The organism is Cryobacterium fucosi (assembly GCF_004403515.1).
In the GTDB taxonomy this organism is placed as follows: Bacteria; Actinomycetota; Actinomycetes; order Actinomycetales; family Microbacteriaceae; genus Cryobacterium; species Cryobacterium fucosi.
Map to the genome: position 1 here is coordinate 101,641 of NZ_SOHH01000056.1, position 16,457 is coordinate 118,097.

Sequence of the window (16,457 nt, forward strand, 5' to 3'; positions counted from 1 at the left end):
GCGACAAGCGAAAGGTCGATACCGCGCACCTCCACGGTGAACTCTCACCGCGAAGGAGCCTCCCGATGTCTGCATTCTCTGAACTCGGCCGTGACGATCGCATCGCTCGCATGGCCCTCTCGATCGTTGCAGCGCCGGATGACCCCGCGACCGGTCAGCTCCTGCGACGTGTTGGCGCTGCCGAGACTCTGCGTCTTACTGATTCGGACGGCCCTGTCCCCGGTATGGACCGTATTGAGACTGGCATCTGGCGAGATCGCATCCGTTCGAAGAGCTCCCCCGACCAAGTGACCGCTCAGGTTGCACAGCTCGAACGCAGCCACTTCGAGGTGCTGATTCCTGGCGACGCCGTTTGGCCGACAGCAGTCGACGACCTCGGGGATCGCGCGCCTAGTGCGTAGACGGTTAGCTCAGGTATCTTTGAAAAATGGCTAAACCGTCCTTTCCGCGGACAATCTTGGAGTTTCAGGCGCGATTTGCCGATGAGCAAACGTGTTTGGACTACTTGTTCGAGTGCCGCTGGCCAGAGGGATACGTGTGCCCGCGTTGTCAGGGGCGAGTCCCGTGGCAGGTCGCTGGTCGCGGGGTCTGGGAATGCGCTGCGTGCCGCTATCAGGTGTCGGTGACGGCGGGAACGGTGCTGCACAAAACGCATACGGCGCTGCACGTGTGGTTCTGGGCGGCCTATCTGATGACGACGGCCACGCCAGGAATTTCGGCCATGCAGATCCAACGCCAACTCGGTCTGTCCCGCTACCAAACGGCGTGGACCATCCTCCACAAGCTGCGACGGGCCATGGTCAATCCCGACCGCTCGTTGCTGACCGGCGAGGTCGAAGTCGATGAGTGCCAAGTCGGCGGCCGAGAGACCGGCCGGCGCGGCGGGAGAAGCCTCATCGCCAAGGCTGCGCTGGTCGCGGTGGCGGTGGAGGTGCGCGGGAATGGCTCGGGGCGAGTCAGGATGGCCGTGATCCCCAACGCCTCCGGCGATACCTTGTGCGGCTTCGTGGCCGACAACGTCGCCCCCGGCGCCACCGTGCATACCGACGGCTGGATGGGTTACACCGGATTGACGAAGAACGGATATGACCACCGAAAACGATCCCAACGCGCTGCTAAGAAGATCGGCGATACCGACCCCGTCCTTCCACGCGTTCACCGAGCAATAAGCAACTTCAAGACCTGGCTACGCGGCACCCACCGCTCGGTAAGCAACGAACATCTGGACGTGTACATGAACGAATTCACGTTCCGCTACAACCGGCGAAACACACCCATGGCAGCCTTCCAAACATTGCTCGGATTGGGCGCGCAACAAGCGCCGACCACCTACCGCCAAATCGCTGACCAAGGTCCGAAAGCTCAACGCGACCTGAGCTAACCGTCTACGCACTGCGCGCCTTATGCTCTGTGGACCCGCGGGAGGACAGAGCTTCTGAGCGGCGCCCTGTCGGACCGCGTCACGCTGACGGGCGCCCGGGCTGCCACTGCGTACGGTGAGCATGTCGCCGCTGAACTTGCGAGTGATCTCGCGTCGGCTGGACGCGTCATCGTCGCAGGTGGCGCCTACGGCATCGAGGGATCAGCGCACCGGGCAGCATTGGCATGCGGCGGCGGCACGATTGCCGTGCTCGCCAGCGGACTCGACCGCCTCTACCCGGCCGGTCACTCCTCTTTGTTGGACCGCATCGGCACCCACGGCCTCTTGGTATCCGAACAGCCGCCCGGCACCGCGCCAACTCGCCAACGTTTCCTCCTTCGCGCACGTATCGTTGCCGCTCTCTCGGCTGCGAGCGTGATCGTGGAGGCCGGTGCTCGATCCGGTTCCCTGCGGGTGGCTGACGAAGCGCTCCAGCTTGGCCGCGCTATCGGCGCGGTACCTGGGCCCATCACGTCTGCCGCGAGCGCAGGTCCGCATCTGCTGCTTCAAGATCAGCGCGCTTATGTGATCACCGATGCCACGGACGTCATCCGACTGCTGGACGATGAACCGACTTCACGCCCCAGCACTCGTGTACTGCAAGTAGCTCCTGACCGTCCACTGATGCGCAGTGTCGAATCGCACGGTCATTCGCTGTAGGCCCGCGAATCTCGATGCAGCCGACCCTGCTGCGCGCCGTCAAAGCGTGAGCCCGCGGGGGTCACGCGTGGGCGCCGGGGTCGGTGCGTCAGGCTGCTGCCCCTCGCGAGCGAGCGAACGTAGCGCCGCTTCGGCTCTTGCACGGTCGATCTTCTGCGCCACGGACTCTGGCGGCAAACCGAGCACTGACGAGTCCGTGATGCCGTAGCGGTCCCGATACGCCGCGATCACTCGTGCAGAGCTCCGCCAGGCTGCGACCTGTCTGGAACCGGTGGGAACCTCCTCCAGCTCAGCGATCCACGGTGCGCCAGTTGCAAGCGCGGTGTCGAGCACCGCGTCACCACGTTGCTCGATCAGGTCGCGTCGTTCGTCGAGTGCCCAGCGCATGTCGTCGCTCATAGGCCCGGATGCTTCGGGGATTAGCCCGACGATGAGTTGCGGCGATCTACGCGCCCTCCCCGATCCGGCGGGACGAGCGGATGCTGCGGCGACACGGTGATGGAGGACGGCGGCGATATCGTCGGCATCCTTGAAGCCGCGGGCTCGAACCAGTCGCGGCAGCAGGGCATCGACGTCATGATGGTTCGCCTCGGCGCGTCGTAGCTCCGCGGTCAGTGGTCCGAACGATTCGGATTCGATCGCCTCCACCGCCTCGGCTTCGGTGAGGCCCGATGAACTGATGAGCGCCGCCCAGCGATCGCGCTGCGCGGCTGCGGCAATGGTCTCGTATTCAGCCGCGAGCTGGGCAATCGATCCCCAGGACTCCTGCTCGGAGACGATCGTTTCGTGGGCGGAGAGTTCTGCTCCGACATGGTGAAGCACGCCGTAGAGAACACTACGACCGGTCGCCTCGTCGTTGTCGCCAGGGTGCGGCACTTCGTGAGTGGCGTCAAGCTTGTCTACGGCGACATACGCGACGTTCGCGTCCCTCCCCCGGGTCATCGCAACGTAGAGGTTTTCGCGCGTCATTCCAGAGTCGACGAGGACATGTGCGGTGTCAGTAGTGATGCCTTGAGCGCGGTACGACGTGACCGCGTACCCGAGATCGAGGTGCTCTGTGACGTAGTCGGCCGGTAACAGAACGGTGGTACCCCAAGTTCGTCCTGCGCGCTGCACCAGCATCGAGCCATCGGTCCGGACGTCCGCGACGGTCCATCGGTCGCCGTTGCGGACCCAACCTCGCCTCGTCCTCAGCCTCCGGTCGTTGCGGCGAGTGATGACGCTGTCTCCGATCGCAGCCCGCGTGCCGTCGTGGAGTTCGACTTCGCGAGGACCCACGACTGTTCCGTCGAGAATGAGGTCAGTACGCGCCCGGTTGTTCAGTGCGGTGACGGACTCGTTCGAATCCGCCACGAGCACGGTCGCCTTCCCTGCGAGCACGTCAACGCGCCAGCCGTCATAGGCCGCGTCGAGTATCTCCTCTGTACCGCCGTCGCGCACCCGACTATGGGCGTCGTACGTGTCGATGACGTCCGTGTGGCCGTGGCGCAGGCCAAGAGAGGCGATCTTCTCCCACTCGTGGGTGAAGCGGTGAACGTCGACGAGCTCGGGGACATCACCGCGGGTATGAACGAGTAGCCCGAACGCACCACCTGCGTCAACAGATTGGAGTTGCGCATAATCACCGACGAGCAACACTTTCGCGCCTGCGTCGGCGGCGAGTCCAGCGATGCGGTCCAGTGAGAGAGTGCCAGCGAGGGATGCTTCATCGAGGATCACGAGCTGTCCCACGCGGAATGTCTCCCCGGTTGTCAGGTGGTTCTGCCACCACTTCGCGGTGTTCTCTGTCGTGATCCCGAGATCATCGCCCAGTACCTGTGCGGCACCGGCGGACGGCGCCAGGCCCACCACACTGCCTGTGCCGTGCTCGGCTTCCCATGCGCGTCGCAGCGCGTGCATCGCTGTTGTTTTGCCCGCCCCGGCAGGGCCGACGAGGACGTCGACGACAAGGCCTGAGACAGCGATACGCGTCAGCGCTGCGGCTTGATCCTCCCCCAGCATCCGGCCCGCACGATCTGGCTTCCGCGTGATCTGCTCAATCGTGGCCAACGCCACCGACGGGCCCGTATTCGTGTTGGCGAGTTTGAGGAGTCGGTCTTCCGCCGCAAGGAGATCGCCCGACGAGAACACGGTCGAGTGCTTCGGCCTGAACACTGACGACTCATCGCCGCGCCGAAAGACCGCGGGGCTGGAGGCCAGCTCCGGCGGCGTGAGGCGAAGCGAGACTGACTCAGCGGCGTCAACGACCATGCCAACGACGGCTTCTCGATCTTCTGCAGTGGCGAACCGATAGCACATTGTCTGGCGTGCGGCTTCCGCAGTGAGGTTCCATCGCCGCCACGTCGAACGCTTCTCCCCCACCGCCGCGACGACGCTCTGCCCGATAGATCGAATCACATCCAGCGGAAGATCATCGGCACGCAGCAGCAATGGTGCAGCGTGCCGAGCGATGGTGAGGGCCCATTCCGTCGCGTCGGCTCCAAGGATGCGCCCTGCGCGTCGCCGCCACTCCGTCGTGAGGTCGGTCAGGGAATGAACTTGCTTCTCCGGCCTCGTCGACAGAGTCGCTCGGGCGCGCAGTTTCATGATCGTTGCCGGAGAGGGACGATGCCCATGCTCAGCGAGGTAATCCGCGATCAGCCGATCGGTCTCAACGTTGATATGACGAGCGCGCGTCGAGAATTCTGCCACCAGCTCCTCCGGTACCGCGCTGATCGCCCAGGCAGGATTGCGGTCGCGGCCCATCTCGCGCGGCTCCCACCCCACACCGAGCATCCGCGTCAGGTGGTCCGCGAAGATCGCCTCGTGTAACTCCGAGAGCGCAACGACCGCAGCATGCATGGGGCGCCCATCCAGGCTTCGCCACTTGTCATCGAGGACGGTTTGAACCTTATTGCTGATGACGACGTGAGTGTGCAGGTGTGGGTCGCCAGCACGCGAGTCGTAGTGGTCGTAGGCCGTTGCGATGATCCCGCGTACGTCGACCTGTGCGACAGCGCCATCGCCAGCGGTTGCACCGGTGCGGGTGGCTGCAACCTCACGTTCCATGAATGCAACCATCTCCGCAACCGCGGCATGATGTGCGTCAGCAATTAGGGATTGCGTCCCCGCGTCGGCTACTGCCCACAGGACCGATGCAGACTTTGGAATCGAGAAGGTGAAATCGTAGCCCGCGACTGCGCGGCGCGTACCTCGCTGGGCTTCTTCAGCTTCGATTGCCGCGATCGCGCTGCCTCGCTCGGCCGGGCCAAGGGCGGGATCGAGTGCGGCTGCGCGTTCCTCGATGCGTTCGACGACCGTCGTGTAGACGGGGTAAGCGCGGCCAAGAGGTTCGCCGGTGATCGGGTCCCGGCCCATACCCACGAGTAGTTGGAGTTGGGCTTCGCTGACCTGGTCGCCCGCGGTGAGCTGTCCTCCCCCGAGACCCGGCAGGCCGCTGCCAGCCCATCGTCCCGGTGGAGTGCCGTCGGCGTCGTAGTACCTCGTCAGTGGAGTCGAGAGCGATCGCTCGCCGTCTCCAGCGGCGACGGTCTTCAGGAGGTACTTGTAGCCGTCGCCAGCCGACATCACACGCATCGAGACCGTCACAGCCGCCCACCTCCCCTCGCTCATCGAGGAGGTGAGCGACCGCCGCCGGAGGCAAGGACCTCGATCTGCAAGAGGCGTGGTAGCTCAAGGGTCTAGGAGTTGTGGGAGTGCCAACGAGTGGATGTCGGAGCAACCTGAGAGGATGGAGGTTGCATCGACTTCAGGAGACAGATGGGCATCAAGGACTCTGCGCGAAAGACTCTATGGTCTCGCGCGCATGACCAATGCGCCCTCCCCAGCTGCCTGCAAGCGCTTACCTTGGATACGCCTACCGAGGACGGCTCTTCGACCGTGAAGGTCATCGGAGAGGAAGCACATATTCGGGCGCGTAGCGCGGGTGGACCGCGCTACGACCGGGAATATGTCGATGTCGATGGGTACGACAACCTTGTATTGATGTGCCCAACCCATCACACAATGATCGACACGATGGGCGGCGCTGGATACACCGTTGAAGCGCTTATTGAGATTAAGAAGAGGCACGAGAAAAACCAATCTCGCAGAGCGGAACTCGAAAGAACGCTTCGCGCATACCTGGGCGATCGATTCGCAGCTGAGGGCTCCGTACAGTTCCAACAGGTTGATCTCCGAGGGCCGTCCGTGGACGCCATGTTCGTCGATGTACCTGTTGGCAGTCGGCGCGATGGGTCCGAGTTAGCGAAATTGCTCGGGGAGATAGCGGCATCTGCGCCGGGTGACACTGAAACTCTTGAACGAGACTCAGGTCTTGTCGTGACCGGTGCAGCGCAAGCCTTGTTACATCCCGATTGGAAAGGTCACGCGGTCCTTGTAGGAGGTCCAGGTCAAGGAAAGTCCACCGTTTTGCAGTACGTGTGCCAGTTCCATCGGGCGAGAAAGCTAGGAGAAGACGGCTACACGGCCGGTCCAACCGAACTCGTTCGTATGAGAGCCACCTCTCGGTTCCCATTACGGGTTGAACTGCGCAGGTATGCAGAATGGGCGACTCAGTCGCCATCGCCGTTAGCTCCGAAGAAGAAGCGGAAGAACCAGGAGTCGACCAACCTCGCCGATAACTGGAGGAGCCTCGAAGAGTATGTGATCGAAGACATCCGTCGGCACATCGGAGCTAACGAGTTCTCGGCTCGTGATTTAGCGCTTTTGCTCGCCACTGAGCCAGTGCTTCTCGCGCTCGACGGGCTAGATGAAGTTGCAAGCCTCCCTACACGAGAGCGGGTAGTTAGTGAGATCACACAGATGCGGGGTCGTCTGAAGGCGGATGCCGCGGATCTCATGATCCTCGTTGCAACACGCCCTGGAACCTCGTTGCAGCCGCTGACGGCATCAAATGCATTCCCGGTTCTTCATCTGCAACGCCTTACTCAAGGACTCAGGCTTCAATATCTACAGAAATGGTGCGAGGTATCACGGCTGACCCCGGAGGAGACCACCAAGCTGCAGAAGACATTCATGGACAGTCAGCATGTAGCTCACGTCAACGAACTCGCGTCTTACCCGATGCAACTGGCCATCCTGCTCCACCTCCTCTACCGTCGCCAGCTATTACCACAACAAAGGACGGATCTTTATGCGGAGTACTTGAAGACCTTCCTTGACCGAGAACAAGGCGAAGACAAGGAACCGCTGCTAGCTGATCAGCGCAGAGTTGTGGAAGAAACACACGCATACCTCGGCTGGTACTTGCAGACCAAAGCCGAAGAAGGTCAGAGCGCCGGATCTATCAAGCGCGACGAACTCCGAGCGTTACTTCAGGCCTACCTTGCAGGACGTCCGCGCGCGCAAGAGCTCGCTGACGAGCTCTACTCCGCAATCACAGATCGCGTGTTGTGCATGGTAGAGCGGGAGGACGCTTTCGAATTTGAAGTACAGTCTCTTCGCGAGTACTTCGCCGCACTACACATCTTTGAAAACCTGACCCCTAAAGGAAACGGAAACTCGCGAGACGACGGGCTCAATGCTCTGCTGGAGCGCCCATACTGGGCGAATGTATGCCGGTTCTTCATCGGAAATCTTGCACGCGGCGAAGTCCGAGGATTAAGCGGGAATTTCCGTCATGTAGAGAAACGCGTAGAACCGCATCCTTTGATTCGTTCAATGGCGGTCACGCTCCTCAACGATCGCATCTACGACAGGCTTACGACCGTCGAGATAGGCGAAATCGTCGACTTCGCGCTTGGCGGGCCAGGAATCGTATTTGCGGAAGACGGCGTGCTGGATCCGGCCGGGACCCCGCTTCGCCTTGGTGAAGACGCGGGACGGGCGCAAGCCGTGGCCCATCTCCAAAGCCGCGTATTGGAGGCGCCGCCCGGATCTGTTCGTTCATTAGCTGAGCAAAGTCTCCATGCGCACGGAGTAGCCGAGGACGACCTCTCGGGCTGGTGGTGGGAACATTTCAAGCCAACCGACGAGTGGTTACAGACAGCTTCTCATCTGGGCGTCCTTTCGGGGCTCTCAGCTGATCGGATTGGCAGGCTTCGCGACGTTATGGACGCCTCGGCAGACCTATCGGAATGGTCTGCTGAGCTACTGCTAAACGGTGGCTACGACGACAACGACGATCCGATCGCGCATTCGGTAGTTCGTAGCCTGAACCAGGGCTACGCCGAGACAGCAGAGCGACTCAGCCTGGGAACCGACGCCGCGGTGCTCGTCTCCTGCGCGGCGGACGTCCTCGCTGGGCCGTTTGTGACTACTCAGATACCCGCGGTCAGGACGTCTAGGCTGTCCGAGCTTGCTGTTCGAGTTCTAGAAGGCACCCGTGCACTTCGAACCGATCATTCTCGCGTTGAAACGGACAACGACTGGCTCGAATACCTTACTGCGATCGCGAATATCTGGGGCGACGGATGGGTGCTCCGGCGGGCTGTCTCGATGACCCCCGACGCCGTGGACCTCGCGTTGATAGCGCTGCGTACCCAGAACGATGCTCTGACTCGCGCCGGGCACGTCGAGGCCGACTATCGCACCCATAAGGCCGATGCTGATTGGTGGCAGGAGAAGCTCAAGAAGAAGACCGACCAGACATCGCTTGCGCTGATGATCATCGCGCTACTCACCACAGCACGCAGCAACGTCATCATGGTGCTCGCGTCGAACCTGGAGTCAGCACTTGCCAACGTCGGTCCAAAGATGTTCCGCGCGATTGAGCGCGCACTCCACCGTGATGCCGCCGCTCGCCGGGTACGGCCTCTCGACTTAAGCGAAGCACTCCGCCTGCAACATGTCTCGCTCTCAGGCAGGGCACTTTGGCTGGCATGGATCATTGGGTCTGATTCAACACGCGAGCGCATACCAGCCCGCCTCGAGCCTGAGATCCGCGACGTGTTTCTGGCCGGAACTTACGACGGACGAGCGGTCGTGAACGCGGCGAGGTCGACTCGAAAGCTCAAACTAGAAACATTCTTCGGTGCTCGCTTCTCGATGCCCGTTGGAGGTTGGGCAGATCCGGCACACCTCGTCACCATGCCAATCAAGACCGCTCAGTCAATCCTCGAAAGCCCCGGCGAGTGGCCTGCCGACCTCGTGCAAATCGCAGTGGACAAACTCGGGTCACGTGCCGCCGCTCGTGCCCGTCCACTCGCGGAGGTTGCGACAAGCAATCGCTGGTTCGAAAGATAGTCAATGAGATTGCACCGTAGCTCTTCGCTTGCGAACTTCGCCGTCATGGACACGACGGCCTCCGACACAGACAGCGGCGCGCTGCCAGTGCACCCGCCGGAATGGTCCGTAGAGTCCTCGCAAGGGTTAAAGAGGAAGAACTCGACCTGTGCCTCTGAGCCGACACGCCTCAGTCGTCGAGCCCAAAGGCCGCACTGACCTGCTCGATCGTGAACTGCTGACGCAACTTGGCCGCTGTGTTCTGATTCGCAAACATTCCAGCCTTCCAGAACCCTTGTTCGCTCGGCACCGTATGGGTCCAATCGATAGGAACAGCCCATTCGGCCACGAGGTCATCGCTGCCGCCCTCATGCCGGTAATCACCTTCAAGGGGCAACTCCTTCAGTGGGATCTCCACGCCATCCTTGTTCACGACGGCCTCATCAAAGCGTCGCGCTTCGCCCGTCACTGTTCCCACGCCCACGTAACCCACCTTCGGGATACAGGCAAAGACGCGGGCACCCGGGGTCAGGTTCTTGAGTGTCTGCGAGAACCACTTGCCGCCACCGCCAGATACGAAGCCGTATTTCCTGCCGTCTGACCACTGACGCCCACCGGGATGCTCTCCAAAGGAGACGTACCAGTCGGAGCCGTTCCACGGTTCGCGGGTTTTTGCCTTCCGAGACGAGGAAGCAGTCGACGCCGTCGTCTGCCCATCGTGTTCGACGAGCCAGGTGCGGGCCAGGTAAGAAGCTCCGTTGTCAGTGAAGTGGCGAAAGAAAACAACATTGATCGGCACGCCGAAGTCCTCGTTGAGGAAGCGCACAATTCGTTCGGTCGCGGGATCAACACTTGCTGCGACGATCGTGAACACCTGAGAAGCGTTTACCTCCTCGGGTAGCGTCTCGTTGAAGCACTCCGTGAATGCTTCCTCAAGCGCAACCTTCGGCCTGTAGGTCTCAAAGATCGTCTGGATGTCAGCCCGTCCGAGCGTGGATGCCCACGACCCGTAGTCGAGTGCCTGTGCGGTGACGTCGCGTGGAGTCTTGTCTCGCTTGAGTTCAATGACATGCACGGCCGCGGTCTCGTCGAGAGCGAGCAGGTCGATGAAGCCGCCGTGGGCGGTGGAAACTTGCCTGCCGATGATGAGCAGAGTCTCGCCGAGCATGGTCGGATCGGACTCGATGTAGGTTTCGAGCTGCGACTCCAGACCGATCGCGGTCGGCACGATGCGGCTCAGCTTGTCACCGTCAGCTCGCCAAAGGCCCATCTCTACTGCCATGTCACTTCTCCTCGGCCAAGCCCGACGAGCCGCTGGGTCTGGGCGTCGTAGACGTAGTCCACGATCTCACCAGACACGATCAGCTCGACGGCCTGGTCGATCACAAAACGTGGGACAACGAACCACTCTGAGGGGTCGTAGTCGCGGCCCTTTCGGTCGATTTGCGTGAGATCGAGACGAACCTCCGCGAAGACGCGGTGAAGGAGGTTCTCGAACTTCACAACGTTGAGGTTGTACGTCTGGTAGGTCGCCACCACCTCGACTGGTGCCATCAAGTACGTTGGTGACTTCTCCGCATTCTGGATCCGCTTATCAACAGCGCCACGGGAGAATCCAATCTTGTGCAGGTGCTCCATGCCAGAGATCTTCGGGTCGTCACTGAGCGAGCGGAGTACGTAGATGTAACCGCTCGCGACATCGTCACCGTCAAGCACCTCGTCATCGTTCAGCCCAGTCTGGACGATCGCCTGACCGTCCTGCTCGAAGAGACGGATCGACAGGGACTGACGGTACATAGCCGACTCGGTGCCGTTCTCAAAGATCACGCGCAGACGCTGCTTCTGCTCGGCCTTGCCTCCAACGACCATCTCACGAGTCTCACCGACTTCGGCAACGAACAGCATGACTCCATTGAGGACGAAGAATCGTCCCTCAGTCACCGTGCGGAGGCCCTTAAATGGTGCGAGCCGCATCGTCTTCTCGGCAAGCTCCGTGTGCTTATCTTTGAAGAGATGCTCGAACTGGTCAAAGTCCTGAGCCTTCTTCCGCTTCGCGACCGAATCGATCTCGCTCGGTGCTTTGCGGATAGGCAGATCCGAAACATCGAGCAGCCCAGACTCATCGGCCAGCAGGTCGAGGTCATCCCCTTCCAAGAGATCATCGAGCGAGACAGGAGCCTCGGGCGCCTCCAGCAGACCGAATTCGTCGTCCAGCGGCTTCAGCGCGGCAATCTTGTCGTCGTTTGCGAGGATCCCGTCGAGACGGGCGCCAAGCTTGCGTTCCGCAATCGTGCGGGTCTGCGGATCCGGGACACGACCGTGCGAGCGGCGGAACTCTACGATCTCCAAGAACGCGCGCTCCAGCCGGTCCGCCGAGGTGACCTTCTTTGCCTTTTCAGGGGCATCGAGGAGACCGTCAACATCGGAATCGAGGATCGCGTCAATGTTTGTGGGGAACGCGAAGTCGACCGGCCCGATGCTCATCCCGTCACTCATTCTTCATCCACCATTTCAGTAGCTCGTTGCGCGGCGGCGCGCTCCTGCTTTTTACGCTGAAGGAACAACAGGACTTCGGCGTACCGCTTCTCCGTCGGATCCTCAGAACGCACGTTTGGGCGACCGTTGAGTTTCGCCCACTGCTGAATCTTTGGCCAGGCCGCTAATGCTTCTTCCTCGGTGATCTCCACCCGGGTCGCGGTGATGGAGTCCTGGATGATCCGCAGCACGGATGGCGTGACCGACTTCGACAACACTTCGAAGGCGCGCTGGAACGGGTTGACTGAGTCGATGAGGTTGATATTGATGTCGTCGATGTTGACAAACTTCTCGGCCATTTTGATGAACCGTTTGTCGCCGACTTCGCGAACTTCGCTGTTCTTTATCACCGAGTCCACGACAACCTGCTGACGTAGCTCCTCAACCTGCGACTCATCCAGCTCTGGATACCGCTCACGGATGATCTTCGGGATCAACACCTTGTTCGTCGTCTCGGGATCTACCGAGCCCGCTGCGGCTTTCGCGAACGTGTCGTCTTGCAGGATCGTTGCCTTCAGGTCGTTGAGGTCAGTCTCGATGATCTGCTTGACCCGCTCAGTGGAGGGTTCTTTGAAGCCCTTGATCTTGATGACACCTGGCGCTTGTGCGTCGTCGTCGCCGGTGCGCTTGGTTTTGAACGTGAAGTTCTGTGCCAGCACCTGCTCCATCAGCAGCGAAGCCGTGATCGCCTTGAGCATGTTATTCACAGACACCTTCACTTCGCCCTGGGAGGCGTCAGGCTCAGCGATCAGATTCGTAAACTGCGCATGCTCCTTGCCCGCGCTGTCCCGGGTGACACGACCGATGATCTGGATCACCTCAGTCAACGACGCCCGGTACCCAACCGTGAGCGCGTGCTCGGCAAACGGCCAGTCAAACCCCTCCTTCGCCATACCGAGCGCGAGGATCACGTCCACCGCATCACGGTCCTTGGATGCGACCGTAGAGAGGTAGTGCAGGGTGTCGGCACGCTTCTTCTGATCCGTGTCATCCACCAGATCCGCGAGAAGAAGGATTTCACCGTTGTCGTTGCGGCGGATGCTGATGATCCCAGTGTCGGGGTGGGTGGACTCGACGTGACCAATCGAGTCGATGATGAACCCGACCTCTTCAATCTTGTCTTTGGTCGACTCGCCCGAGTTCACGTTCGGGATATGCACGATCGTCTTCTTATCAAGGTCGAACACCTCACCGATCGCGTCGGTGTAGCGACCCTGGTAGAAGTGGTGACCGATGCCGAGCGAGTGCAGGTACTCGTACCCGTTGAGCTGGTCGTAATAGTTGAACGTGACCGGCGTGAAGCGCGCTTCGTCCTCAGCCGAGAGCACCGGCACCGAGTCACCGCGGAAGTAGGAGCCGGTCATCGCGACAATGTGCACGTCGGAGCCATTCATAACTTCACGGAGCAGGGCACCGAGACGATTGGTTTCGGTGTCGGCGGAGACATGGTGGAACTCGTCAATCGCAAGCACCGTGCCGTCGAATGCTGCGGGAGCAAGCTTCTCGAATGCGAACCGCAATGTTGCGTGCGTACACACCAGCGTTGTGGCAGAGGAGTCGTTCAGGAAGTCGATAAACGCACCGACCTTGCCCTGCGAGGAGCCCGGGTCGCAGAGATTGTGTTTGGGCTTGACGTCCCAGTCGGTGAAGAACCCGAACTTCGTAAGGTTCGTTGAGGAGAACGATGCCCCGATCGAGCGTTCCGGGACGGCAACGATGACCTTTTTGCGGCCTTGGTTGTAGAGCTTGTCGAGGGCGACGAACATGAGCGCACGCGACTTGCCCGACGCAGGTGGTGCCTTCACGAGGAGGTGCTGGGCGTCGCGCTTCGCGAAGACGCGCTGCTGCATCTCGCGCATACCCATCGAGTCGATGTTGACCGACGCCTTCGTGCGGGCATAGGTCACATCAACGATGTTGACCGGTTTCTTGATCGCGTTCATTTGCCTATGCCCCTGGTCTTCTTCGCCGGGGCCTTCGCAGCCTCCTCGGCGGTCATACGCTCGTACATAGCGAACAGATCTGAGAGACGCTGTTCATCGGTCTCATATCCGCGCTTGGAATAGATCGAGTCCACCAGCTCATCCACGGCCGCATGCGCGGCACGTAAATCGGCAGGCATGAGGTCGGGATCGTACAGCGTGGCGAGGGTCTGCTCGCAGTGATAGTCGCGCACATCCAGTACTCGCAACGCCGCCATAGTGAGCTGTTCCTTCACCGCATCCGAAAGGGGCGGCACCGGGAAGTTGTTGTAGACGATCGTGTTCGAGTACTGGTAGTCCTCTCGCATCCGGCCACCGACCGCCCCGGTCCATGCGACATGGGCGCGAGAGGTCATAAGTGCAAGGACCCATGGCTCCGCATCGTAAATTCCAAAGGCGGACGCGTTGATGACGGTATCCGCATCGAGATAGCCAACCGGGATGTACTCCCGCCGCTCAGAAGAAACCTTCGGCATGATGATGGCCTCGGTGGGCTTGTATCTAACCTCGCCGAAGCGGTATGGAACCTTAGCCAAAATTTTGGTCGCTGCCTTTGCGCTGCCGGCACGCATGGAAGCAGTACGTTCGAACCGAGCGCTCAGCTCCGGGATGCTTTTCGCCAGCTGGTAGTCGCGATCAGATACCCAAACACAGTACTTATCTTGAGCATTGATGAACTCAACAGAACCCAATATTCTTCGAACGAACGGTTCCGCCTCTGGATGCTTGGAGAGCAGGCGCCCGCGATCCTCCGGTTCAAGCATCAGATTTCCCCAGTCCGTCCCTTTGGACCCGAAGGTCATGGGCGGCAGCTCTGACAACGGCTTTGATCGAGGCAGCACGAAGACGTTGTCACCGTCCGAAAGGTAGCCGTTGATATTTCGCGCCTCTAGTTGGAGACCACCAGCGTAAATGTACTTGCCGGAGCTTTCTTTGTTTCGCAGGCAAACCACCACGACAGTCACACCAGCATTCCGTTTGGCGTTGTTCTCCCACTTGAACGAGGTGTATACGTATCCAATCTCGATTCCGATTGCAAAGATCATCGGGAACATGAGTCCGACTTGCTCGCCCTGAGCGATTGAGTTAGTGCTGACGAATGAGAGTTTTGCGCGAGTACCTTCGATATAGTCAGCACCCTTGACGAACCAGAGTGACACGTAATCCAGCTTTTTTGAGAACGGTCGCGCGCCAAACACAGGAAAGAAATCAGATTTCTGATCCTTGCTTTGTTCCTTTACCCCCGCGTACGGTGGATTCCCAATCAGGTAGATCTCGCCGCCGTCGTTACGGCACACCACATTCCAGTCAACGCGGGTGGCGTTTCCTTGCTGGATCTGCCCGGTCTCCTTCAGCGGGATGAGCGGGATGGATACACCGAACTTGTCCTTGAACTCACTGTTCATCTGGTGCTTCGCGATCCACAGGGAGAGGATTGCGACCTCGACTGCGAAGTCGTCGATTTCGATGCCAAAAAAGTTCTCGATGTTGATTTTCGACTCAGCGTAAAGCACCTGATGTCTCTGATCGAGGTCGGCGAGTCGTTCCAGGATCGCGTGCTCCACGCGGCGCAATTCCTTGTACGCGATGACGAGGAAGTTGCCTGATCCACACGCGGGATCGAATACCTTGATCGCGCTGATGCGAGTCAGCAGGGCTTCGAGCTTTTTGGCGGAGTCGAACGCGGTGTCGAACTGCGCCTTGAGTTCATCGAGGAAGAGCGGCTCGATGGTTTTGAGGATGTTCGGCACCGACGTGTAGTGCTGACCTAGGTCACTGCGCTTACCCGGGGTAACTATCGCTTGGAACATAGATCCAAAGATGTCGGGGTTGATCTCGCGCCAGATCAGCGTCCCCGACTCGACCAGCAGTTCGCGAGCCTTCTTCGTGAATCTCGGCACGAACTGCTCGGACGACATCGTAAAAAGGCGCCCGTTGACGTACGGGAACGCAGCCAGGTGCTTGGGCTTGTCCTCGGCACGCTCTGTGTCGAGCGCCGTAAACAAATCAGTTAGGAATTCGGCGACATCCGACCCGTCGGTTTGCGTGTGGGAGCCGACGGCGTTGGTGAACTGGTTGTCGTCAAAGATTCCAGTGTCTTCGGCGAAGAAGCAGAAGAGCAGCCGGGTGAAAAAGATGTTGAGCGAGTGTCGCCCGTTCGGTGCTTCGAGTAGGCCGGGGTTTGCGCCAAGCAGCTCGTCGAAGAGCTTGCCCATCCGTTCAGCAGCTTTAACGTCGGCGTGGGCTTCGGCGACATACTGTGCCTTCTCCATGCCTGCCCAAGGCAGAAAGAACGTGAAGTGCTGGTCGATCTCCCGAATTGGGAAGCCGATGGTCTCACCGGTCTTCGTGTCCGTGGCGACCAGTTCTGTGTAGTCGGTGACGATCACAAACCGGGTGTTAAACCGCACCACCGCCGGTGAAGTCTTCAGCTCGTCGATCACCGCGAGCGGGTCGCCGGGTGTCTCCTTGAAATAGACGACGTTTTTCTGCGCCACCTCGGCCTCTGGATCAACGGCGACATTCAGCGAACCATGGCGCAGACGCGTGACGTTGCCCTGCGGCTTCCCATACGCGAGCAGCAGATCGAAAATGAACTCGCGGCCGTAGGAGTCATGACCTCCAAGCGGTGCAACTCGATCCTCGACAGCTTTGAGGTTCAGCTTTACCAAGGGAGGCCTTCTTTCATGAGGTTC

The 16,457-nt window shown here is 60.3% G+C and carries 8 protein-coding genes and 1 pseudogene; 4 read left to right on the plus strand and 5 right to left on the minus strand.

The features are described 5' to 3' along the window. The first annotated feature begins 65 nt into the window (after nt 1-65). The 3 genes and pseudogenes from E3T48_RS06520 to E3T48_RS06530 all read left to right on the plus strand — a co-directional run. A complete protein-coding gene (locus tag E3T48_RS06520; protein ID WP_134523036.1) occupies nt 66-401 on the plus strand; it encodes a hypothetical protein in 336 nt (111 codons plus the stop codon). Between the two features lie 26 nt (nt 402-427). Further along, a complete protein-coding gene (locus E3T48_RS06525; RefSeq protein ID WP_134523038.1) occupies nt 428-1,381 on the plus strand; it encodes an IS1595 family transposase in 954 nt (317 codons plus the stop codon). Nucleotides 1,382-1,402: 21 nt separating this feature from the next. Further along, nucleotides 1,403-2,080: pseudogene (locus tag E3T48_RS06530) on the plus strand (DNA-processing protein DprA); the annotation flags it as partial. A 39-nt stretch (nt 2,081-2,119) separates the two neighbouring features. Here E3T48_RS06530 and mobF read toward each other — a convergent pair. Next, entirely contained in the window at nt 2,120-5,668 is a 3,549-nt protein-coding gene (gene mobF, locus E3T48_RS06535) for a MobF family relaxase (protein ID WP_478213390.1), read from the minus strand. 291 nt (nt 5,669-5,959) lie between these two features. Between mobF and E3T48_RS06540 the strand changes: the two genes are divergently transcribed. Beyond that, nucleotides 5,960-9,265 carry an NACHT domain-containing protein gene (locus tag E3T48_RS06540; protein ID WP_241986696.1) on the plus strand — a complete coding sequence of 1,102 codons (3,306 nt, stop codon included), beginning with the start codon at nt 5,960-5,962 and terminating at the stop codon, nt 9,263-9,265. Nucleotides 9,266-9,434: 169 nt separating this feature from the next. Here the strand turns inward: E3T48_RS06540 and E3T48_RS06545 are convergent, their stop codons facing one another. From E3T48_RS06545 to E3T48_RS06560, 4 genes are read right to left on the minus strand one after another with little or no spacing between them, the layout of a single operon-like run. Beyond that, nucleotides 9,435-10,526, minus strand: coding sequence for a PDDEXK family nuclease (locus E3T48_RS06545; protein WP_134523044.1), 1,092 nt, complete (start codon nt 10,524-10,526; stop codon nt 9,435-9,437). Then, nucleotides 10,517-11,740: a GIY-YIG nuclease family protein gene (locus tag E3T48_RS06550; protein ID WP_134523046.1), complete on the minus strand. Its 1,224-nt coding sequence runs from the start codon at nt 11,738-11,740 to the stop codon at nt 10,517-10,519. The genes E3T48_RS06545 and E3T48_RS06550 overlap by 10 nt, the downstream gene beginning before the upstream one ends. Next, nucleotides 11,737-13,722 (minus strand): DEAD/DEAH box helicase, encoded by a 1,986-nt coding sequence (locus tag E3T48_RS06555; RefSeq protein ID WP_134523048.1) that lies wholly within the window; start codon nt 13,720-13,722, stop codon nt 11,737-11,739. The genes E3T48_RS06550 and E3T48_RS06555 overlap by 4 nt, the downstream gene beginning before the upstream one ends. Beyond that, nucleotides 13,719-16,433: a DNA methyltransferase gene (locus E3T48_RS06560; RefSeq protein ID WP_134523049.1), complete on the minus strand. Its 2,715-nt coding sequence runs from the start codon at nt 16,431-16,433 to the stop codon at nt 13,719-13,721. The genes E3T48_RS06555 and E3T48_RS06560 overlap by 4 nt, the downstream gene beginning before the upstream one ends. Nucleotides 16,434-16,457: the final 24 nt, after the last annotated feature.

What these genes read in the sequence shown, in the direction of transcription:
- E3T48_RS06520 (WP_134523036.1), top strand. Translation starts at nt 66, where the DNA reads ATGTCTGCATTCTCTGAACTCGGCCGTGACGATCGCATCGCTCGCATG.
- E3T48_RS06525 (WP_134523038.1), top strand. Translation starts at nt 428, where the DNA reads ATGGCTAAACCGTCCTTTCCGCGGACAATCTTGGAGTTTCAGGCGCGA.
- E3T48_RS06545 (WP_134523044.1), bottom strand. Translation starts at nt 10,526, where the DNA reads ATGGCAGTAGAGATGGGCCTTTGGCGAGCTGACGGTGACAAGCTGAGC.
- E3T48_RS06550 (WP_134523046.1), bottom strand. Translation starts at nt 11,740, where the DNA reads ATGAGTGACGGGATGAGCATCGGGCCGGTCGACTTCGCGTTCCCCACA.
- E3T48_RS06555 (WP_134523048.1), bottom strand. Translation starts at nt 13,722, where the DNA reads ATGAACGCGATCAAGAAACCGGTCAACATCGTTGATGTGACCTATGCC.